Genomic DNA, 22,346 nt, shown 5'->3' with positions numbered 1-22,346 from the left:
CTATTGAATCAATTCACAATAGCTATTTATTAAATTTTAGCTTGTTCTACCGTTAATCGTCAAGTCCCTCTTCATGAAGTAAAACACATAATGAGAAAGAAGGAACAGTTGTTTCATTTTCACAGGTATAAAATGGTTGATCTCCAGCAAAATCATTGTTCATCACCACTTCCCATTGGCCCAATGGCAAAGTTACACACCTGTCTTGATCGCTCGGATTTAAAAATAGCAAGATGTTATTCGATTTCCCATATGCGCCAACTTGATTATATAAAATCCCGACCACCGGCTCTTCAACTTCCAAAAATCGGATGTGCTTCTCAATTTGTTCTTTTCTCTTAAACCTGAAGGCACCGTGACTTTTTCTTAAAGCTATCACACCTTGAATATATTGAATATCCTTTGCAAATTTGCTTCTTCGCTCCCAATCGATTTGATTGATTAAATCCGAAGAACGGTAACTATTCGGATCGCCATTCTTTGTGCGAAAAAACTCTTGACCACTTTGCAAAAAAGGAATTCCTTGTGCTAATAAAGTTATTGATGTTGCAAGGCGATGTTGTTTATAAAGTTCTACCCCTTCATGATTGTTATGAAGATGGAGCAATTTATCGAACATCGTGTGATTATCATGTGATTCTACATAATTCACTGATTTTATAGGATCTTTAAAAATTCCTCTCCAATTCAATTTATAACTTACACTGCCAATAAAGCTCTGTCTCGCTTGTTCATTATAAAAAGAATTGCCTGACACAAAGCCTCTATCATACAGATGAAATGTACTTCCCTTTATTCCGTCTCTAAATTGATCGTTAAAATGAGCAATGCCTACTAACTGCTGTTCATTTCGCATTGAGGCCTTATGATTATCCGGAAGCGGGGTATTCAATTCCCACCCTTCTCCAATTATAATGATCGTTGGGTCCAATTCATCTAGTCTCTTTCTAATCATGTTCATCGTCTCAATATCAAGAATTCCCATCAGATCAAAGCGAAAACCATCTACCCCATATTCGTTCACCCAGTATAACACAGAGTCAACAATGAATTTTCGCCCCATCTTCCGCTCAGATGCAAAATCATTGCCTACCCCTGTTCCATTAGAAGGCATCCCATTAAGATCATGACGAAAATAGTACCCTGGAACAAGCAACTCAAACGAACTGCTTTCTCTCTCAAAAACATGGTTATATACCACATCTAGTACAACCCGCAAGCCTTGTAGATGAAGAGAATGAATCATTTCCTTCGCTTCTACAATACGGTTATAAGGATCATACGGATTGGTCGAATATGAACCTTCTGGAACATTAAAATGCAAAGGGTTATAGCCCCAATTATATGATTCAAGAGGAGATGTTTCGTCTACTCCGGCAAAATCATGAATCGGCAGAACCTCTACATGTGTTATACCGAGCTCTTTCAAATAGGAGAGACCAGTTGATTTGCCGTCTTTTGTTTTCGTATACTCTTCAGTTAAACCGAGATACAATCCTTTATTCCTCACACCACTTTGCGGATGAATCGTAAAGTCACGAATATGCAACTCATAAATAATTGCATCTGTATAGCTTGCAAAGGATGGAAGCACTGGTTTTGAATGCAATCTCGTTTTCTGCATTGATACGACTACAGACTTTTCTCCATTAACTGTAACAGCATTCGCATATGGATCAGCTGCTACTCTCCATTCCTTGTTTACACAAGCTTCATACGTATACGCCCAGCAATCAAGATTTTCGGTGATACAAACACTCCATACACCTTTTTCATTGCGTATCATCGAGTGCACTTTTGGCAACTTGGTCCCTGGGGGATAAAGATTTAATTTCACTTCCGTTGCTGTTGGCCCCCATACGGAGAAGACGGTTTTATCTCGTTCATATACCGCACCTAGTGTCCCAGTGTAATAAAAGAAATCATCAAATTCAGGAGTCCGGATTACTGCACCAACTTGCAGATCTGTCGATTTTCCATAACAATCGGTAATCACGAATTGTTGTCCAAACAAATCACTTGTCTTCGTTTCACATTTATATTTACGTTTTTCAATTAGGTCAATCTCTTCTTTTATTGTAAGCTCTTCCTTCGTTTTTCTACCCATAAGGAAAAAACGCTCCGATTTTCCACCATGATAAGAATATGGGAGCAAAATCGTTATTTCGTTCATTCCATCAATAAACGCTTCAAAAGGACGATTGTGTGCAGACATGAAGAATCAACTCCTAACAACTTATCCTTATTCAGGAAGTAGCATTGAGACCGCAGCTGGCCTTACTTCAATTTCTACAGGAGTATGGCCAAGCTTCTCACCATCTCCGTGTACATACATCGGCGATTGCGAATAGATAGAAATGTCACGTCCCGTAAACATCACTACTTCTTTAAAACGAGTATGCCATCCAAAAAATACAGAAATGAACAGGAGCAATAACTTTACTTTTGATAAGTTATGAACAATCGTTACGTTTAGTTCACCATCGAACGGAGTTGCTGAGGGTGATATTCTCATCCCTCCACCAAAATAAGGCTGATTCGAAACAGTCACAAACCAAGCCTTTGAAAAGGAGTGACTCTGTTCATCCACGATCACTTTAAGATCGGTTACTTCGTATGTGAATAATTCCCTTATGACAGTATAAACATAAATCAACTTTCCTAAAGACAGCTTATTCAACCATTTTTTTAGTGGGGATTGATTCACCTTATATGCAATTAATGCATCAAATCCAGCACCCATACTGTTTATAAACACGTGATTCTTATGCTTTATAAATCCTAAATCGACTCTCTTTACATGATGGGTATATAAAATGACATCTAGAGCATAAGATTGCTTCTTCGGCACACCATACCCTTTGGAAAAGTCATTCCCTGAACCAGCAGGGATAAAGCCAATTGAAATCTGCATGAAGCCATATAAACCATTAATCACTTCATGGAGTGTTCCATCCCCACCGACAACAATGATATGTAGCGGCCGCTCTTCATGGAGGTTTGCCACCTCTTGAGCTAAGTATTTCCCATGTCCATGTGCCTCTGTGAAGTACACATCGTAGGCGATATTTTCTTTATTCAATTGCGTTTTGATTTTGTTCCATATTTTTTTACTATAACCATTTTTAGCCATTGGATTAACGATGAAAATCGGCTGATTATTGTTCGTCATCCGTATTCATCCATTCTATCCTTCTTACGGATGTCGTCATGCTATAATCTAATAGTTTTTCTGCTGCTCTTAACTGAATATGTTTTAGAGGAGATTGTAAGTTCCTCATCGAATGAAACCATTTTTCATATCCCTTTTTATCAATTATGTCGACGTCTGCTGGAGCTGAGGGGTCGTCAATATATCCATTACGGCAAAGTAGAATTTTTTTGACAGGAAAATCTATATCATGCGCTTTATAAATTTGCCGTATAATTTTATCTGTCCTGTTCAAAGCGATATGGGGGTTTAAAATCCTCTCTTCCCGCTTCTTCCCTTTTCTTAACCAAAAATGTTCCTTTGTCCCAACAAACACATCCTGCTCATCTTCCTCAATCAGCGCTATGCATAATGTAGCAGTAGGTGTGATAAGGATTGTTTCCGTCTCAACTGGTGCGTTTTTCAAATGGAAAATCGGCTCATAAAGAAGTAAGAATGTATCAGGGAACCTTTGTAAGAAAAATTTCAATTTCGGATCATAGGTGTACTTTCGATCAATAAATGATTTTTCCATCAAAGTTGAGGACACCCATTTGTACTGGAATTTAAGCAATTGATCTAAAAATTGTTGTTTTAAGATCTCTTCAGACTGTGGCCTGATCGTATAGCCTACGGAAAAATCAAATTCATCTTCTTGAGGGACTGTTAATTCTTCCTCAACAACCTCCTCCTTCTTTATCAAGCTTTTCATCTTTTGAAAAAAGGGCTTGCGCTGTTCAATTTCAACTTCATGATTTGGTTCATCTGCTATATCCATTTTCCATTTCAATTGTATATGCTGCCATTGCTGTTTTTTTAAGCGGACAAATCTCGATGGATATAAATATATATTTTGTTCATATCTAGATACATAATCTTGTAATTTAATTAGTTGACCCATCTCTACCTCTCTCCCTAATGCCTTTTATTTCTTTAATGGAATGTTATACACATAGTCATATTTAGGGATTTTCCCAGGGCAAACTTTGTATAACCCAATTTTTTCAACCTTCACAACCTTTGCTGTCAATTGCGTAGAGTATTGTTTAAGCAGCTTTTCTTCTATCGCTTCATTTCCAATCCACTTCTTAGCAAGGGTGATATGTGGTGAAAATGGTCTAGAATCCAATTCTAGACCAGCCTCTGTACATTTTGCATAAACAATTTTACGAAGTTCATGCAGGCTCTCTTCTTTTTTCATATCGGCCCAAATCACTCTTGGTTCACTTTGTTTGCCCCCAAATACACCGATTCCTTCCAACAAAAGTGAAAAAGAAGAGAAGTCTGCTGATTCACTCTGTACCTTATGTACAATCGTATTAAGCGTATCCTTCTTGATATTCCCCAAGAACGCCAACGTAATATGATAATCTGCCTCATAAACTACTTCTTTAAAATACCGAGATAAATCCATCTCAGCAGCTTTTTCGGCTAAACTTGCTTGAATGCTAGACGTGAGAGGTACGGCAAAGAAATAGTGACTTGATCTAATATTCAATTTTCTTCATCCCTTCTTTAGGTTGATTTCATACGTTTTCCTTGTTTATGATGTAAGTATAACGTATTTTTATTCAACCGTTTAGACTTGTTTGAAAGGGTGACAGAAGTGAAGGTTGTACATAATATATCTGAATTAATAGGAGAAACTCCGATCGTGAAGTTAAACAAATTTACACCAAAAGGCGGAGCTACGATCTATGCAAAGCTTGAATATTATAACCCAAGCAAAAGTGTAAAAGACCGTGCTGCCTTTAATATGATCATTGAAGCAGAGAAAGAAGGGCGATTAAAAGAGGGCTCAACAATTATTGAGCCAACAAGTGGCAATACAGGAATTGGTCTTGCCATGAACGCAGCTGCTAGAGGGTACAAAGCGATTCTAGTTATGCCGGATACAATGACACAAGAACGAATCAATTTGCTAAAGGCATACGGAGCGGATGTTGTGCTTACACCTGGAGACGAGCGTATGCCAGGGGCGATTAAGAAGGCACAGGAGCTTGCTGAAACGATTCCAAATAGCTTTATCCCCATGCAATTTGAGAACAGCGCAAACCCTGATGCTCATAGAAAATCTACCGCTCTTGAAATCATCGAAGCGATGGATGTATTACAAAAACCGCTAGCTGCATTTGTTGCCACCTCAGGAACAGGTGGTACAATTACTGGAACAGGCGAAGTGTTAAGAGAAGCCTTCCCATCAATTGAAGTTCATGTTGTGGAACCGAAAGGCTCACCTGTTCTTTCAGGAGGAAAACCGGGTAAACATAAGCTTGTTGGAACGAGCCCAGGCTTTATCCCTCCAATCCTAAATACAAAAGTATATGATAAAATTCATCAAATTGAGGATGAAGATGCGTACACTGCAGCGAGAAAGTTAGCAGCTGAGGAAGGCATATTGGTTGGACCATCTTCTGGGGCAGCATGCTTTGCAGCAATGGAAGTAGCCAAACGACTTTCTCCTGAAGACATAGTTCTCTTTATCGTTTGCGACACAGGAGAACGATACTTATCAAGTGATTTATTTCGTTAGTACTGGGATAGAATTGTGAATTTAATGATTTTCGTGGAAAGTCGCTGATTTCTCATGAAAACTTGCTGATTCTTTTGCCAAAGTCGTTGATTTCTCATGAATGCTTGCTGATTCCCTTCCTACAAAACAAGCCCCCATTGGCGGAGGCTTGTTTCTTCTATTATTTCACGCCCTATATCTTTCGATTAGCATGACTTTAATGGTGTCTCTTAGTTCCATCATGTACAAGTGAACACTTCCCTTAATTCATTCGAATTGATTCCAGCAAACGATCCTTGAACCACTTCTTTAACATTTCTCTACCCCAGCTTATGTTTGTCTGTAAAGATTGTATTCTCCAGTACATTGGCGGGTGCGGCATCAGTTGAAATTCAATGAGTCGCCAAATCCAGCTGCCTCGTTCACAAATACTCTTGTAATCTTCACCTTCATCCTTGAGGAACTTTGATCTTTCATCCGTTTTTTCTGCAAGAGTCGATAAGCTATACGACATTTGCTCAGCCCCATTTTCTAATAGCTTTGCACCGCAATGATCTGCTCTTACTTCCATCCATTGTGAAAAGAAAGATTGATAGACTGTATAGAACATAATTGATAGCCAAATAATGAAAAAACCGATAATTTGATGTTCAATGATCCATTCTTGAAGAAACAGGATAATTCCGACAAGCAACCCAATATAGGTAAACCGGCATAATTGTCCAATCAATACATCCCGCTTTTTCACATGAACCATTTCATGAGCAATGATACCCGATATAACATCAATTGGTAGTTTTAAGGTAGCGCTCGTAAGCGCGATCATCGACCTTCCGATATTTACTCCTGTCGCCAATGCATTGAATTCATCTGATTCTGTTTCGTAGATTTTAATTTTCCGTAAACCGGCTTTATTTGCAATATGATCACGTAATTGTAAAATTTGATCATCTTTTAATTCAACAGCATCTAATGCAAGCCTTAAAACTCTGTCAGATAAGTATAGATTTACAAGCCAGAAAAAGACAATCGCAATAATCGTTACCAATTCAGGTGCATTCAAAAAGACGAGAACCGCTAAAAGAGTTGCATAGGCTCCTACACCTTTAACGGCTGTAGCGAAGTAAAGCTTTCCGGCCAGCCTTTTCACGTTACGCTTGTGGAATATTGGCAAAACGTTATCTACTTCCTCAGAATCATATTCTTTTAGCCATTGCTCTTTTTCAAGTCCTGTGACATAAATCGTTTGTATAGGGATACGGATTTTTGTCACTTTCCCCATGCTCGTTGTATAGTCTCCAATAGATGAAAACATTGTAAACAAAGGATGCATGCGCAATAGGTCTGGCCTTGATTGATATTGAACTTCAATAATTTCATTTAATGGGATCTTCATTCCATCCACTTTCGACAGCACATATAGATCACTATCTGTTTTGAATACTTCAACTGATCTTGCCTTCATCCATGATTGAATCATTTCACCTGTTACATGAATAAGCCAAATGTATAGAATATATTTTAATAGATTTGGGTCTGGCATGAATACAATAAACAGCACAGCACTAATTGTCGTTATGACATAAAGAATTAAAAAATAACTTGTTTTCTTTCTATCTTTCGTCAATTCAAGTGCTTTGTAAGAGTGTTTATGAAGTTCACTTCTAAACTTGTTTGCCATTTTTATCGTATGATCTATCTGACTGACAGGCATATAGCTAACCCCTAGAACACCAATCACAATAAATGAATCAAGAAAACCATACGTATAGATAGCATAGGCCACTGCGAGTAGAACAAGGACGACTTCAACAGACGTCCCTATTTTTTTCGCTTTCCTTCCAATCATGACACCTAATAGGCTGATCGAAACACCAATTATCGTGTATAGTAACCATATTTCAACGCCAAGCATACTTATTCAACTGCCTCAGAGCTGATCATCATCTCTTCTGTTAGTGCAATTGCTTCTGCAACAGTTAAATCCGGATGTGATAGTATTATAGAATAACGTAACCCATCTTCGTCCCACATGAGAGAACTTATGAAAGAATCATACTCAGCTGGTAAGCCCCTTACACGAATATCATCCTCAACTATAGCAAACTCCTGCTCTTCTGGTGCAGGAAATACCGATAATGAGAACTGCTGGATTCCCTCTTTTTCAAAATAAATCGTGACTTCAACACGATCGAATATGCCGTTGAATTCATCCAATTCCACTCTTTCAATTGTAAGTACTTCATGATCCCATAATAAAAATGGCTTCCCTAACGCTTCCTCTGCTTCTTGTAAAGAAACTTCATTTGCAGTAGCATCTATTTCCTCATATACTACACCTTCTGGTAAATCAATTTGAAACATATCATCTGTTAGTGTTGGATCAAAGTCTAGTGTCTTATAAGAAAACTCGGATTGAGTTTCTCCATTTCTTGTAATCCCTTTTACAATTGACCAAGACTTCTTATCAATCCATATATCTAGGTTCCCCCATAAGCTGTCTTGTTCCTTGCTGATCAATTGCACATGAACCGTATCAAACGAGCCTACTTCTTCTTCTCCAATCACTTTACGGTCATGAGTATCTTTAAAAAGATCCATTAAGAGCATATATTGCTCTTGATGTGACTGTGCACCAGGAATCTCTTCTATGAATGGAGCTGATTTCATCGCATAACCTGACAGCTCATCATACATATATAAGCTTTTTCCGTCATACAGTGCATGTGAAGCGGTGCTCGTTTCTGCATTTTCCGTAATCATTAAACGTCTTCCATCTTGATGTTGATATTCTTGGAAAGTGGCTTCCTCTACCATTCCCTCTCCCAATTCAATCCTGATCTCACCTTCTGCATAATAAGATTTACGTTCATTAGTAGAAGACAATGTATTCTGAATCACATCATCTACATTCAGGCTGCTTCCACAGCCTGCTAATAATAACAAGACAACTCCAAATATGATCGAATTTATTACCTTTTTCATTATTATCACTCTTTCTTTGTTGGTAGCCATAGCCCGACTAGTGTCCCGTAGCCTTCAGCTGACCATATTTTTATTTTCCCATGATGCTGATTCATAATTAACTGACTGATGGCTAAACCTAAACCGATCAGCCCACCAGTTCCCCTTGCCTGCTCTCCTTGGACAAAAGGTTTTAATAAATGATCCATATCACTAGTGGAAATTGCCTCTCCTTCGTTTTGTACAAATAGGACGGTTCCCCCTTTACTCCATTCCAAAATTTCTTTTTCGAATGGTTTAAAAATGGTTGATTTTATGTTTAGATGTGTAAATGCATAAAGATGTATACATCCGCCCTGTGGTGTATAACGAATAGCATTGCTGACTATATTGTCAATGACACGAATTAACTGATTTGGCTGAACACTCAACATACCATGAACTTCAATATGTTCTTTTACAATGATTCGTTTTTTATCGCATAATTTGTCATATCCAGAAAAGAGCATGTCGATGTATTCTTCACTTTCAACTTCAACAAAATCTATTTCCTGTTTCGATTGCAGGGATGAGAACAAGGTTAGATCATCAATCATCTTTTTTAAGTAATCTAACTTGTCAAAAATCGTTTGTTTATACTCCTTCAGTTCCTCTTCAGATAACTCTTTTCGAAACAGTGTTTCTGTATAAGTTCGCACAACCGTTAAAGGAGTTTTCAAATCATGAGATAGGGCAGCAGTCATATACTGTTTTTCCTTTTGCTCATTTTCTAGTGCCTTTCGAGCCTCGACAATCTCCTTCCTCATCTCCAAGAAATGGTTGCTTAACTCTGCCATTTCATCATTTCCACGATGTACAGCTGGTATCATCTTTTCATTCTTAGCAAAGCCTATCATCGCAAGCTTTAATTGGTGAATCGGTTTTGTAAGCTTTCGATTTAATAAAAAGATAACAATTCCATACGTCAAAACGAAGATTAGTAAAGCAAATGCTGCTAAAAGCTTCTTCCGGTTATCAACACTTTCGATCCACTCCGTTCTAGGCACTGTAATTTCATATATCCCGATTATTTGCTCTTCTGAGGTAACACTGCCTTTATAGGAGATCGTCCGATAGCCTTTTTGGATTTGGTGAAGCCCTCCATATAACCGATCAAGTTTCTCTTTGCGAAACTTTGTCACTTGTGAATAATCTAATGACGTATATAATTCGACACCATCTGACCGGAATAATGTAATCCTCAATTGATCACTTGTCTTTTCTTCGATCTCTCGGAAATGTTCGTTCGCTTTGATTTCGTATAGGTTTGGGTTTTCTAATGATGGTCGTAACGAATCGACAATTCCTTGAAATTCCAAGTGCTCTAGTAAATTGCTCTGCTCATCAAGTTTTTGGATCGTGTAATATAGTCCACCTATTAGAAGGACAGGCAAGATCATAACAACAAGAAAGGCGAGTAGTAGCCACGTTTTTATTTTCATGTCAGCTCTTCTCCAATAAACCGGTACCCAGAGCCCCAAACGGTTTGAATAATCATAGGTTTTTTTGCATCATCTCGAAGCTTTGTACGTAAAGATTTAATATGAACGGTTACTGCATTATTACCTTCGATGTCTTCTGATTGCCAAATATGCTCATACAACTCCCGTTTTGTAAAGGTAGTAAATGGATTTAATGCAAGTAAATGAAGAAGGTCCATTTCTTTCCCTGTTAACGTAAGCAATTCTCCTTCTCGGTAAGCTGCTTTTTTGGCAAAGTCGATTTGTAAGCCACCTGCATATTCTGTTAAATCATGCTCCTTACTATATCGTCGGTATCGTCGTAAGTGAGACGCAATTCTTGCCCCGAGCTCCTCTAAACTAAAAGGCTTTGTTAAATAATCATCTGCCCCAATATCCAAACCATTAACTTTGCTTGAACTCTCTGTCTTCGCACTTACAATAATGACAGGGATATGGCTTTCCTTCCTTATAACTTTGCATAAAGTAAAGCCATCCATCTCTGGCAACATGACGTCAACTAATACCAAATCATAGTGATCTGCACGAAAGTCATCTAGCCCTTCCTTCCCCGTCGACGACCAAGTAATAAAATAGCCTTCTCCTCTTAAATAATCACAAACAACTCTAGCAATCTGTCCATCATCCTCAACCAACAAAATTTTCTCTAGACGGCTCACATGCACTCCCTCGCTTTTCCTAACTCTAGTTTATCTAAACTAAATCCACTATTTATTAATCTTTATAATTGCTTTATAAATCTGTAAAAATCCATTTTATTGTAACATAGGGATTTCTCGTGTAATAAAGGAGTTTTTAGCTGTCAAGATGAATAATGTAGAGGAATGGTTAATGAGAGGACTGGTAAACAATTGAAGAAAAAGACTAATTATTTATTGATCATACTCATTATTTCTGTAGCTAGCTACTTCTTCCTATCACAAGATGAACGAAAAAAAGCACTTGCAGAAATAAATAGTGAAAAAACTTCATCGCTACTAATTCTTGAAGCACCCTTGGGCTATAAAAATTATCAAGTACATGTAAGCGATTTTGAAGATGGGTTCTATACATTAAATGAATCTTGGTCTAAAGCGTCAAGTCCATATGAATCACTTCTCCTTCGTTCAGAATTCCATGACACGCAGGAATTGTCTTTAAACAAAGAACATGGTTTCTATGTAAACGATGTAAAATTTCCGATCCATAAAATAATGAATATTAAAGGAAATGAAGCTCATTATATTCAAGCTTATATGAAGGAAGAAGGAGAAAATAGCGAAGCTGTCTTTAAGCCTACTATTTACTACATACATGAATTGTTAAATTTCACCTATAAAGGCAATCGTTATTCACTCACGATTCATCATAATCAAGAAAAGGAAATCTATTTCGGAGCAGATTATTTAACGAATATAGTGGAGGAAATGAAAGAAGAAGGAAATAAATAAACTTGCTGATTCCTCAGCCAAAGTTGCTGATTTCTCTACCAAACTTGCTGATTTCTCTACCAACCTTGTTACTTTCCGCCCAAAAGCAACAAGCCCCCATTTATGGAGGCTTGTTTCAAATATTATTTCACTTCGTTATATAGTTTGTTTTTCAGTTGTCCGCATTCTTTTTCGATGGCTGCTTCAAATAGTTGTTGTAGCTTTTGCGTGTAAGAACCTGGTTTGCCGTTTCCTACTTTCACACCTTGTATTTCTACGATTGGCATGACTTCAGATGTTGTGCTTGATAAAAATACTTCATCTGCTTTCTTTAGATCGTCTAATGTAAAGGCATCTTCAGCAAATGGCATTTGTGCTTCTGCACATAATTCGATTGCTTTTCTTTTTGTAATCCCGTTTAAGATTAAGTTGTTTGCAGGGTGCGTAAATAGCTTTCCATCCTTAACCATCGCAATATTCGATGCACTTCCTTCAGTCACCACTTCACCACGATGTTGAATCGCTTCAAAACAACCTGCTTCAACTGCTGCCTGCTTTGCCATTAAGTTCCCTAATAAATTCAAGCTCTTGATGTCACATAATAACCAACGAATATCCTCTTTTAAAATCGCCTTAACCCCGTTTTCCATATCTTTTAATGGTCTATCCACACTGCGTGCAGTTGCTACATAAGTAGTCGCAACAGCAGGATTTGGGAAAGGATGGTTACGCGGAGAAATCCCACGAGAAACTTGCATATAAATCGTTCCCATATTCAACTCATTCTGTTTGATTAAATCATTTAACTGTGTTCTCAATTCTTCGACTGAATATGGAATAATCATTCCAATCTTATTTGCACTTTCATGTAGGCGTTCAAGGTGTTCAGTCGCTGTAAACATTTTACCGTTATACACCCGAATCATTTCATAAACACCATCACCAAATTGATAGCCACGGTCCTCAATATCAATCTTTACTTCTTTGCGTTCTGTAATTTCCCCATTATAAATGACATATTTCATTGGATGTCTAACTCCCTTTCGCCTAGTATATATCCCTTTAAAGCGTTAAACTTTCTGCCATTTTATCAAGCTTTCTAGTTAGTTGGCAAGTTCGTATATGGCTTGTGCATAAATCGCTGTAGCTTTAAAAAGATCATCTATATACATATATTCATCCTTTTGATGAGCGATGTCTTCTCGCCCAGGAAACAATGGACCAAATGCTACACCAGCTTTTAATGAGCGAGCATATGTCCCACCACCGATCGATAATAGTTCTGCTCGTTCACCAGTTTGTTGTTCATACACTCTTTTCAATGTTTGAATAAGCGGATGATCCTCTGCTACATGATGGGGCTTTGCGTCTTTTAAATTTTCAATCGTAAATGGTGTTCCAACTAATAATGCATCTAGTATTTCTTTTGTTTTACTCATCTCATTTGAAACTGGGTAACGCATATTTAAGCCAAAGTGGCCACCATTTTCTACTACATACTTCATGACACCAACATTAATCGTTAAGTCGCCAGTTATTTCATCACGGATAAACACACCTAATTTACGCCCCCGCGAATCTTTGCATAAGTATTTATTAGCAAAAGAGAAATAATCATTTGCTCTTTGGTCAAGCTTTAAATCACTTAAGAACTTCGCCATATATAAACCAGCATTGATGCCATTGTTTGGCTCCATCCCATGGGCAGAAACTCCTTCTATTTCTAGAACAAGATCACCATTCTTCATATAATACTCTCCGTTTACTTCCTCTGACTTTAAATAATCAGCAAATCGCTGAATGACTTCAGTCGGCTCAAAATAAATATGTAAAACAGCTCTAGCGAAATCCGGAACCATATTGTATCTTCTGCCAGCATCAAATGAGCGAACTTCTACTTGAAAATCTTCTCCTAATGGAGCCAACTTCTTTTGAACAAGATCAAAGTCAGCAAGGCCTTTTTCCGCATAAATGATGGGGAAATCAGCATCAGGTGCAAAGCCAATTGTGGGCATCTCTTCTTTAGAAAAATAATGATCCACACAACGCCAATCTGATTCTTCATCTGTTCCAATGATCATCCGCACTCGTTTATTTAATGGCAGCCCAAGTTCCTTCACAATTTTCATGGCATAGTAAGCAGCCATTGTTGGCCCTTTATCATCAATTGCTCCTCGAGCATAGATTTTGCGGTCATGAATCTCTGCTCCATACGGTTCTTTCGTCCATCCGTCTCCCTCAGGAACGACATCAACATGGCAAAGAATTCCTACCAATTCTTCTCCTTCACCAAATTCAATATGCCCTGCTAAATGATCGACATTTTTCACAGTAAACCCATCTCGTTCACCAAGTGCAAGCATATATTCCAAGGCTTCTTTCACACCTAACCCTAATGGAGCTTCCTCTGTAGCCTCTTTCTCATCTAACACGCTCTTAATTCGCAATAAAGCTTTCGTATCTTCAAGCAAATTTTCTGTACGAGCTTCAACTTCACGTTGCCAATCATTCGTTTTCATTTTTATTCTCCTTTCGCACGCCTACATACTCTTCATTATAACGAAAAAGCTACATGGAAAGAAAGTTTGCGATTGGACCAACTAGTATCATACCACCCCACACAAAAGCCCCTATTAAAAGCACAGAAACTATAAAGAGCCCATTGATGCTTCTTTTTCTCGCGATAAAATAGGCATCATACTCCATGTACTTCTTAGTAATCGCATTAAAGCGATAGATTTTATCCCATAAGACACCTAGCCATGAATACATCATCACTAAAAACGCACAGAAGATTAAGGCTTTAATCCATAAAGCAGGAATCCAGACAATCGCAATTGCACCAATATACGTCATTTGCAAATAATTTCCCCAGTGGGTGTAATTACGAATAAATGCCTTAATAAAAAGTTCAATAAACCCATTTATTTTAGATCTTTTCGCAAATATTCTCTTTGACTGACGAAACAATAGTGGCTTTTTCCGTTTTACAAGCGATGGCTTTTCGATTTGTTGCGATAATGATAAAATCATTTGGATATTCTTTACCTTTTCTTCCTGATGAAGGCGGAGATCATATTCTACATTATATAAGCTTTTTAATTGCTTTTGTGTTAAGTATACAAAAACCACAGACATCGTTATGCTAATTAAAATAAGCCATAGATGCTGGTCAATCAACCATAAAAAAATCAACAACTGATGAATCCATCCATAAACAATAAATACTATTAGAAGCAGAACAATATACTTCCATCGACTCTCAATCTTTTTTAATTGATATTTGACATACATAATACTGACCTGTGCCATAAATAAATAAAGAGAAAATGAGAACAAATGATAAAAGTTCAATTGAAAATGAATGAAGAATATCGGCAAAAATACGAGCATACAAACAAGGATTAATATGATTCCACTAAGTAAGGTATAAAGATAACTCAAAAGCTTCATTTCCCTATAAAGCTTTGCGTGCTTAATAAGAAATACTTGATCTGCCTCTTCTACAAATGGTTTTATATTCCTAAACCAACAGACTAAATAAAGCAAAAATGCAAATAAATATAGCGGTACATTTGTTGCCCAGCTAGGAACTTCAACCCACCATGAATTATAGATGAATAGAAAAATCACAACGCTAGGTAGTAAGATATAAACAATGATTGTCCAATCAAAAATAGACTTAAACACACCGTATTGCTGTTTTTGATGCTTCCACAATCTAGTTAAAAACAATTGCAAACTAGTCATCGCTTGGCGCCTCCGCTATCGAATGGAAACAATCGTATAACGACCCGTCTTTCATCCCGCATGCACTGCGAATCTCTTCTAAAGTGCCACTTGCCCTTAAGATCCCATCATTAATGATGATGAAACGATCACACACTTTCTCTGCAGTATCTAAAACATGTGTCGACATTAGTATTCCAGCACCTTTAGCTTTTTCTGCATGAATGGATTGCAGAAACAGCTTCATCGCATTTGGATCTAACCCAATGAACGGTTCATCAATGATATATAGGTTCGGGTTTGTAATCATGGCTAAGATAAGCATCGCCTTTTGTTGCATGCCTTTTGAGTATTTTCCGGGAAATTCGTGCACAACTTCTGCTAGCTTATACGTATGCAATAATGTCTCCAGTTGCTGTTTATAATCTTCTTCTTGCAAATTTTCTACAGCTGCTACAAAGTCTAAATGCTCAGCTAATGTAAGCTCATCGTAAAACATCGGTCTTTCTGGTATGTATGAATATTTCGTGTTTTCTTCAAACGTGATATTTCCTACTTTATAAGATAAAAGACCTAAAATCGTCTTAATTGTTGTACTTTTACCAGCACCATTTTGGCCAATTAAGCCAATCAGCTCTCCTTTTTCAATCGAAAAGGCAATATCTTTTATGATCGCTTCCTTCTCTTCGTAACCTGCTTCTTTTATATCTATTGTCAATAACGACAAACCGAACCCCTCCTTTCCTTTTTATACGAGGTGAAACATGAAAAAGTTCCCTGTCTTTAGGATTCCCTTAAATTTAATTGAATATTCAGACATAATATCACCTTTGTATACCATATATTTTAAAACAAAGGAGGTGAAACGTTTTATTTGGAAAAATGAATAAAATACGTTATGATAGTGGAAATTATCTGAAAATAGGGTTACAATAGTAACAGGGTAGGATTTTTATCCTATTATCATGTTCCATTTGTAAAGGGGTTGTCTTCTGAAAAAGAATACTACATATGCTTGAAGGACATGTTTCTTCAAAAGAAGCAGTCGGTTGCAGGAAATGTCATTGGTTTGAAAAATGGATAGGGAGTGGTTCTTTGAAACCTTCAACTAACCGGATGTTAAACCGTATTAAATCCGTATACATGTTTATTAGCAAGAACGGAACTGTAACAACTCAAGAACTTGTGGAGGAATTTGGTATCACACCTCGTACGATTCAACGTGATTTAAATGTATTAGCGTACAATGACTTAGTCAAAAGTCCAAGTCGTGGCAAATGGACCATTACACAAAGGAAAGTGAAAGTATCATCATAAATAAAATGGCGATAATTAGCCTCATATACGACTTAATAAAACGCGACATTCTCTGGATGAATGTCGCGTTTTATTTTTGTAAGATAATGTAACAACTTCTATTTATCAGCTTGCAATAGTAGAATCTCTTCTTCTGTTAACTCCCGGTACTGACCAAGTTCCAATTCTTCATCAAGTTGCAAAGAGCCCATAGATATACGTTGAAGGTACATCACCCTTTTCCCAACCGATTCAAACATCCTTTTCACTTGGTGAAATTTACCTTCTGTTATCGTTAATTCTATATCTGAAGTCTCACCAGCCTTCAAAATTTTCAATTCTGCTTCTTTTGTTTGATAGCCATCATCTAGAATAACACCTTGACGAAAGGCTTCTATATCTTTTTCTGTTACTTCAGAATCGATGACTGCAAAATATGTTTTTGGCACATGTTTTTTTGGTGATAGCAAACGATGCGATAGTTGTCCATCATTCGTTATAATCAGTAGTCCTTCCGTATCTTTATCTAATCTACCTACAGGGAATGGTTCAAACACTCTATCTTCCGGCTCTAATAAATCAATAACTGTATCATGCCTCAGATCCTCAGTAGCTGAAATTACTCCCTGCGGCTTATTCATAATCAAATATATGAACTCACGATAAATCACTTCTTCTCCATGTACGTGAACAACATCCTCATTCGGTTCAACATGATGTTTGCCGTCTTTCACTTTCAGCTCATTTATTGTGACAGCCCCATCCTTCAATAGCTTCTTCACATCTTTGCGACTGCCAAAGCCTAAGTTTGCAAGCATTTTATCAATTCTCATTTTAAACTCCTTTTAAACCCGAATTCTTAGCTTAGTTAAAATTCTTTCAACTCTTGATCCAAATAAGAAATGGACGAGTCTTGTTTTAATGCTTAAGTAGAAGTACACTCCTGCACCAATCATTGCACAAACTGCTACTATAATAATTGATTGTCCTTCAGATTCAGTGGATAGTAGCAATGTTAAGGCTTCATACGACACGTATGTGACAAAAAGCATGATTGCAGTAAAGATGACAATTAATAGACTTCGACGAAAAACTAGGCGATATTGATAGCCTGAAAACACTTTTATCACGATTAAGTTAATAAGAATAGCTGAAGCATAGCCTAGAGCAATCGCTAAAATGGCTCCTTCAGTGCCCATCCAACGAATCAAAGGCACATTCAAACTAAGCTTCACTAAAATCCCTACTAATAAACTAAGCACAGTAAACCTTTGTTCATTGATGCCTTGTAAAATTGCAGCTGTAACCGAAAACAATGCAAACAAGACAGCTACAGGTGCATAAAACCTTAATATATCAGTCCCATCAGGATTATATCCATAAAAAATCGTATAAACCGGCTCTGCTAAAATCGCTAATCCAATCGATGCTGGTAAAGTTAAGAACAGCATAATTTGGATGCTTTGATTTAATTGTTTATTAAAATCTTGAATCTGCCCACTAACAAATGCCCTCGTAATACTTGGCACAAGCGTTAAGGAAAAGGAAATGGCAAGAGTGACAGGTATGATGACTATTTTATGCGTATTAAAGTTTAAAATCGTCAAAAAATACTCTGAATCTTCGGAAACCATCGCTCGATTAAACGTTGCTAAATCAATAAATTGAAACAGTGGATTCGCAATTCCTACAAGGACAAAAGGAATCGAATAGACAATGATTTCTTTGTACATATCGGTTAATGAAACGTCGACATTTCCTTTATCCTGCTCTAATAACTGATCTAGATGTGGCTTCCTTTTATACCAGTACCAGAACAAAACAACAAGACTACCTACTCCACCGATAAATGCTGCAAAAGTCGCGACACTAATTGCATCAACGATTGACCCATTCATCCAGTTCAAAACAATAAAAACACCAGCTAGAACAAAGCCAATACGGACGATTTGTTCAACAACCGAAGAGACTGCTGATGGACCCATTGATTGGTGCCCTTGAAAAAATCCACGGATTAAGCTCATAAAAGGAATGATGATCAGTGCAAAGCTAACTGCACGAATGACTGTAACAACATCTGCCAAGCGATCAAGATCCTTTGCATCAACAAAGAGCGCTGCAAAGGATGGTGCGCCTATGAACATGATGAGAAAAGATACAATTCCACTCACAAGCATGATGAGTAAACCAGATTTAAACAATCTTCGCCCTACTTCATACTCTTCCAATGCGTTGTATTTTGAAATAAATTTAGAAACAGCTAGTGGAACACCCGCTGTCGCTATACTAATAAAGATCGTATAAGGTATGTATGCATATTGGTAGAGAGAAGTTCCTTCTGCCCCTACCATTCTTGTAAACGGAATAACATATAAAATTCCTAATATCTTTGTTAAGAAAGTACCTAAAGTTAATATAAACGTTCCTCGCAACATTTTAGAAGACAAAAAAATCCCTTCTTCCTTCAAATCACTTTATTCTATAAGGACGATAATGCGTCCTAAGATCATCCATAAAAACACACTATTAGTAGTGTACTCTTCTTTTAAAAAGATTGCCACTTCCAATTGATACATGTGTACTTTTTTATCTAGTAGACAATACAGTATAATAGAATGATGCTAAATAAAGTTGGTGACTAAAATGAAATATGACGTGATTGTCATTGGTGGTGGCCCATCAGGGTTAATGGCTGCTATTGGTGCTGCTGAAAATCATGCGAAAGTATTGTTAATTGATAAAGGAAATAAGCTCGGTAGAAAGCTTGCGATCTCAGGTGGTGGGCGTTGCAACGTAACGAACCGTCTCCCGATAGACGAGATCATTCAACATATTCCAGGGAATGGTCGATTTCTATATAGCGCTTTTTCTCTTTTCAGCAATGAAGATATTATCCGTTACTTTGAAGGGTTAGGAATCGAGCTGAAGGAAGAAGATCACGGAAGAATGTTTCCCGTTAACGACCGTGCTCAGTCAGTTGTAGATGCGTTGCTTAATCAATTAAAGAGATTAAATGTAACGGTTAAAACGAACTGTCCCGTTAAAGACATTCATTTTAAAAACGATGCGGTCGATTCAGTTGAATTACAAGATGGTAAGATTATTCAAACGAAATCAATTATTATCGCTGTCGGAGGAAAAAGTGTACCCCATACAGGCTCAACTGGTGATGGCTATGCATGGGCTCAAAAGGGTGGACATACGATTACAGACTTATTCCCAACAGAAGTTCCCGTAACAAGCAATGAACCATTTATACAAGAGAAAACATTGCAAGGGCTAGCTTTAAGAGGAGTTGCAGTAAGTGTATTGAATCCAAAAGGAAAAGCACTAATTACACATAGAATGGACATGCTATTCACCCATTTTGGTGTTAGCGGTCCAGCCGTCCTTCGCTGTAGCCAATTTGTTGTGAAGGCTCTAAAAAAAGCGAAAACTCCTTATGTTCAAATGTCCATCGATGCGCTTCCTGATCGAAATGCGGAAGAGGTCTTTCAAACGATCAATAGCCTAATAAGGGATGAGCCCAAAAAGGCAATAAAGAACGGCCTTAAAGGATTGATTCCAGAAAGATACTTACTTTTCCTTTTAGAACAAAGTAATGTCGACCTAAACGCTCAAGCAGGAACGATTGCTAAAGAAAAAATTCGTGAGTTTAGTAAGCTCTGTAAGGACTTTCGCTTCAATGTCAATGGCACGCTTCCGATCGAAAAGGCATTTGTAACAGGCGGTGGTGTTTCTATAAAAGAAATTGAACCGAAAACTATGGCATCAAAACTAGTTAATGGCCTTTATTTTTGTGGGGAAGTTCTCGATATCCACGGCTATACTGGAGGCTACAACATCACCTCAGCTCTTGTAACTGGTAGACTAGCAGGAACAAACGCTGCACACTAAATGAGCGCCTGAGAATGTCTTGAAAATGCTTGTTAGAAAAGGTCGCATTCAAGTGAAGACCCGCATAGAACATAGCAACTTCTGTGCCAACAACGGCGAATGCGAGCATTTGTAAACAGTCTGAGAGCCTGACTAAAAAGTCAGGCTCTATAAATTATCATCGCTGAAAAGCAATAGATTTGTTCTTCTTCCTCTTCATTCATTGCTGCGACATTGTATTTTATATCAACTAATTTCTTTTCCTCAATTCTTTCTAAAAATTGATTCATGTCTTTCTCTAAATCCTTTTCATGCTCATGATCAAAAAGCTTCACTTTAATCATTGCACATTCTCCTTTAATGCTTTTAACCCTATTGTTGACAGAATTTTTAAACAACATACTTTTGACTTAAGACAAAATGCAATTGTATTTATTATTCAATATTTCGACACTATTCACATATTAGCTACCTTTCGAAAGGTGCTATGATTAAGCTATAGCAATCGATAATTCCAATGAATACAAATCGTAATTATAGATAGATGGGGTGATTAGATGGATTTACATCAACTGTTTATTTTCAAAGAAGTAGTTGAGCATAAGAGCTTTTCAAAAGCAGCAGAGGATATTTTCTTAAGCCAATCAACAGTAAGTTCCCATATAAAAGCGCTTGAAAAAGGCTTGGATGTTCAACTATTTGATCGTGACGGCCGAGAAGCAATCCTAACACCGCAAGGAGAAAAATTGTATCATTGGGCAAGTAAGCTTCTCACATTAAAAGAAGAGGCACTGCTTGACTTAAACGAAGATAATAGTGATTATAAAGGAATTGTACGGATTCATACTAGTTCAGTCCCTGGGGCATACTTAATCCCTTATATGATTAAATCATTCAATCAAATATATCCGAAAATTACATTCCATTTAAACGAGTCGACTTCTCGGAATGTTGCGGATTCCATTTTAAAAAGAAAAAGTGAAATTGGCATTTTGGGAGAAAAGTACGACAGTGATAAACTACATTATATTCCGATAGCGAAGGAGCGGCTTGTCTATATTACATCCAAGCAGTTCCGAGCGAAGAAATCTCTTTCAATAAATGAAATCATTCAAGAACCTTTAATTCTCCGGAATACAAACTCAGGTACGCAGTCGATGGTGAATAAGCTTTTTCAACAACTACAGATGAGTATGAGCACACTGCATATTCCAGCACATACCGATTCAACCAATAGTCAAATCCACCATGTAATTGCAGGCGTTGGCGGTGCAATTATTTCTGAAACGGCTGCACATGAATACAGTAAAGATCATCAATTATTCGTTTATCCAATTAGAGAATGGCCAAATGAACGTACGTTTTATGCGGTCTATCATAAAAACAAAACGTTGTCCATTGCTGCGAAATTGTTTATAGAAAATCTTATTTCTAAGTCAATCGCTTCATAGAAGACCTTCAGACTAGGCATGCAGACTAGATATAATGAAAGACATGGAGTGTTTACCCCCATGTCTTTGTTTGTTGTTTATACTAGAATTCCTTTTCTCCTTGCCATTCAAGCATGCCACCGACCATATTAACGACTTTATAACCTTGATCTTGTAGATAATGACATACATTGCCACTGCGATTGCCAGAGCGACAAATGAAGATGTATTCTTTTTCCTTATCTAACTCACCTAAACGCTCAGGGATTGTCCCCATCCGAATATGCTTTGCTCCAGGTACCATCCCTGTTGCTACCTCTTCATCTTCTCTCACATCAATCAGTTCTAACTTTTCACCAGCTTCAATTTTTTTTTCAAGCTCTTCTGGTGTAATCTCATTAAACATACTAACACCCCTTA

21 protein-coding genes are annotated in these 22,346 nt (G+C 37.4%); 5 read left to right on the top strand and 16 right to left on the bottom strand.

The features are described 5' to 3' along the window. Positions 1-52: 52 nt before the first annotated feature. From pulA to thpR, 4 genes are read right to left on the bottom strand one after another with little or no spacing between them, the layout of a single operon-like run. A complete protein-coding gene (gene pulA / locus AC6F34_RS15180) occupies positions 53-2,215 on the bottom strand; it encodes a type I pullulanase (RefSeq protein ID WP_500773637.1) in 2,163 nt (720 codons plus the stop codon). Between the two features lie 27 nt (positions 2,216-2,242). Further along, the gene (locus tag AC6F34_RS15175; protein WP_500773635.1) at positions 2,243-3,172 is read right to left on the bottom strand and encodes a diacylglycerol/lipid kinase family protein; all 930 of its coding nucleotides are present in this window, start codon (positions 3,170-3,172) and stop codon (positions 2,243-2,245) included. Continuing rightward, positions 3,159-4,091 (bottom strand): NERD domain-containing protein, encoded by a 933-nt coding sequence (locus AC6F34_RS15170; RefSeq protein ID WP_500773633.1) that lies wholly within the window; start codon positions 4,089-4,091, stop codon positions 3,159-3,161. The genes AC6F34_RS15175 and AC6F34_RS15170 overlap by 14 nt, the downstream gene beginning before the upstream one ends. A 24-nt stretch (positions 4,092-4,115) precedes the next feature. Next, positions 4,116-4,688 carry an RNA 2',3'-cyclic phosphodiesterase gene (gene thpR, locus AC6F34_RS15165; RefSeq protein WP_500773631.1) on the bottom strand — a complete coding sequence of 191 codons (573 nt, stop codon included), beginning with the start codon at positions 4,686-4,688 and terminating at the stop codon, positions 4,116-4,118. Positions 4,689-4,796: 108 nt separating this feature from the next. Here thpR and cysK point away from each other — a divergent pair, with 108 nt between their 5' ends. Continuing rightward, the gene (cysK, locus tag AC6F34_RS15160) at positions 4,797-5,723 is read left to right on the top strand and encodes a cysteine synthase A (protein WP_500773629.1); all 927 of its coding nucleotides are present in this window, start codon (positions 4,797-4,799) and stop codon (positions 5,721-5,723) included. 241 nt (positions 5,724-5,964) lie between these two features. On the opposite strand, the gene AC6F34_RS15155 is transcribed toward cysK, so the two are convergent. The 4 genes from AC6F34_RS15155 to AC6F34_RS15140 are packed head-to-tail and all read right to left on the bottom strand — an operon-like array spanning position 5,965 to position 10,845. Next, positions 5,965-7,617, bottom strand: coding sequence for a M56 family metallopeptidase (locus tag AC6F34_RS15155; RefSeq protein ID WP_500773627.1), 1,653 nt, complete (start codon positions 7,615-7,617; stop codon positions 5,965-5,967). A 2-nt stretch (positions 7,618-7,619) separates the two neighbouring features. Next, positions 7,620-8,687: a LolA family protein gene (locus AC6F34_RS15150; protein ID WP_500773625.1), complete on the bottom strand. Its 1,068-nt coding sequence runs from the start codon at positions 8,685-8,687 to the stop codon at positions 7,620-7,622. Positions 8,688-8,692: 5 nt separating this feature from the next. Next, the gene (locus tag AC6F34_RS15145) at positions 8,693-10,147 is read right to left on the bottom strand and encodes a HAMP domain-containing sensor histidine kinase (RefSeq protein ID WP_500773623.1); all 1,455 of its coding nucleotides are present in this window, start codon (positions 10,145-10,147) and stop codon (positions 8,693-8,695) included. Then, positions 10,144-10,845 carry a response regulator transcription factor gene (locus AC6F34_RS15140; protein WP_500773621.1) on the bottom strand — a complete coding sequence of 234 codons (702 nt, stop codon included), beginning with the start codon at positions 10,843-10,845 and terminating at the stop codon, positions 10,144-10,146. Before AC6F34_RS15140 ends, AC6F34_RS15145 begins: the two co-directional genes overlap by 4 nt. Before the next feature lie 165 nt (positions 10,846-11,010). Between AC6F34_RS15140 and AC6F34_RS15135 the strand changes: the two genes are divergently transcribed. Then, entirely contained in the window at positions 11,011-11,616 is a 606-nt protein-coding gene (locus tag AC6F34_RS15135) for a hypothetical protein (RefSeq protein ID WP_500773619.1), read from the top strand. Positions 11,617-11,738: 122 nt separating this feature from the next. Here the strand turns inward: AC6F34_RS15135 and dat are convergent, their stop codons facing one another. The 4 genes from dat to AC6F34_RS15115 all read right to left on the bottom strand — a co-directional run bounded on the left by dat (position 11,739) and on the right by AC6F34_RS15115 (position 16,051). Continuing rightward, the gene (gene dat / locus AC6F34_RS15130) at positions 11,739-12,620 is read right to left on the bottom strand and encodes a D-amino-acid transaminase (RefSeq protein WP_500773617.1); all 882 of its coding nucleotides are present in this window, start codon (positions 12,618-12,620) and stop codon (positions 11,739-11,741) included. Positions 12,621-12,698: 78 nt separating this feature from the next. Further along, positions 12,699-14,114, bottom strand: coding sequence for a dipeptidase PepV (gene pepV / locus AC6F34_RS15125; protein WP_500773615.1), 1,416 nt, complete (start codon positions 14,112-14,114; stop codon positions 12,699-12,701). 49 nt (positions 14,115-14,163) lie between these two features. Continuing rightward, a complete protein-coding gene (locus AC6F34_RS15120) occupies positions 14,164-15,345 on the bottom strand; it encodes an ABC transporter permease (RefSeq protein WP_500773613.1) in 1,182 nt (393 codons plus the stop codon). Further along, complete coding sequence (locus AC6F34_RS15115; protein WP_500773611.1) at positions 15,338-16,051, bottom strand: ABC transporter ATP-binding protein; 714 nt, start codon at positions 16,049-16,051, stop codon at positions 15,338-15,340. Before AC6F34_RS15115 ends, AC6F34_RS15120 begins: the two co-directional genes overlap by 8 nt. Before the next feature lie 368 nt (positions 16,052-16,419). Here AC6F34_RS15115 and AC6F34_RS15110 point away from each other — a divergent pair, with 368 nt between their 5' ends. After that, complete coding sequence (locus AC6F34_RS15110) at positions 16,420-16,641, top strand: DeoR family transcriptional regulator (RefSeq protein ID WP_500773608.1); 222 nt, start codon at positions 16,420-16,422, stop codon at positions 16,639-16,641. A gap of 98 nt (positions 16,642-16,739) precedes the next feature. Here AC6F34_RS15110 and AC6F34_RS15105 read toward each other — a convergent pair whose 3' ends face one another. Together AC6F34_RS15105 and AC6F34_RS15100 are read right to left on the bottom strand one after the other, a co-directional pair. Next, on the bottom strand, positions 16,740-17,453 hold the full coding sequence (locus AC6F34_RS15105) for a pseudouridine synthase (RefSeq protein ID WP_500773606.1): 714 nt from the start codon (positions 17,451-17,453) through the stop codon (positions 16,740-16,742). 12 nt (positions 17,454-17,465) lie between these two features. Beyond that, positions 17,466-19,067 (bottom strand): putative polysaccharide biosynthesis protein, encoded by a 1,602-nt coding sequence (locus AC6F34_RS15100; protein ID WP_500773604.1) that lies wholly within the window; start codon positions 19,065-19,067, stop codon positions 17,466-17,468. A gap of 196 nt (positions 19,068-19,263) precedes the next feature. Between AC6F34_RS15100 and AC6F34_RS15095 the strand changes: the two genes are divergently transcribed. Beyond that, a complete protein-coding gene (locus AC6F34_RS15095) occupies positions 19,264-20,517 on the top strand; it encodes a BaiN/RdsA family NAD(P)/FAD-dependent oxidoreductase (protein WP_500773602.1) in 1,254 nt (417 codons plus the stop codon). A gap of 140 nt (positions 20,518-20,657) precedes the next feature. On the opposite strand, the gene AC6F34_RS15090 is transcribed toward AC6F34_RS15095, so the two are convergent. Next, on the bottom strand, positions 20,658-20,840 hold the full coding sequence (locus AC6F34_RS15090; protein ID WP_500773600.1) for a sporulation protein Cse60: 183 nt from the start codon (positions 20,838-20,840) through the stop codon (positions 20,658-20,660). A gap of 213 nt (positions 20,841-21,053) precedes the next feature. On the opposite strand from AC6F34_RS15090, the gene AC6F34_RS15085 reads away from it, so the two are divergent. After that, positions 21,054-21,947, top strand: a complete 894-nt coding sequence (locus tag AC6F34_RS15085; RefSeq protein WP_500773598.1) for a selenium metabolism-associated LysR family transcriptional regulator — start codon at positions 21,054-21,056, stop codon at positions 21,945-21,947. A gap of 82 nt (positions 21,948-22,029) precedes the next feature. Here the strand turns inward: AC6F34_RS15085 and AC6F34_RS15080 are convergent, their stop codons facing one another. Continuing rightward, positions 22,030-22,332, bottom strand: coding sequence for a rhodanese-like domain-containing protein (locus AC6F34_RS15080; RefSeq protein ID WP_500773596.1), 303 nt, complete (start codon positions 22,330-22,332; stop codon positions 22,030-22,032). Positions 22,333-22,346: the final 14 nt, after the last annotated feature.

Source organism: Niallia sp. CD-39, assembly GCF_059874745.1.
This window is presented reverse-complemented; position numbering and strand designations above follow the sequence as displayed.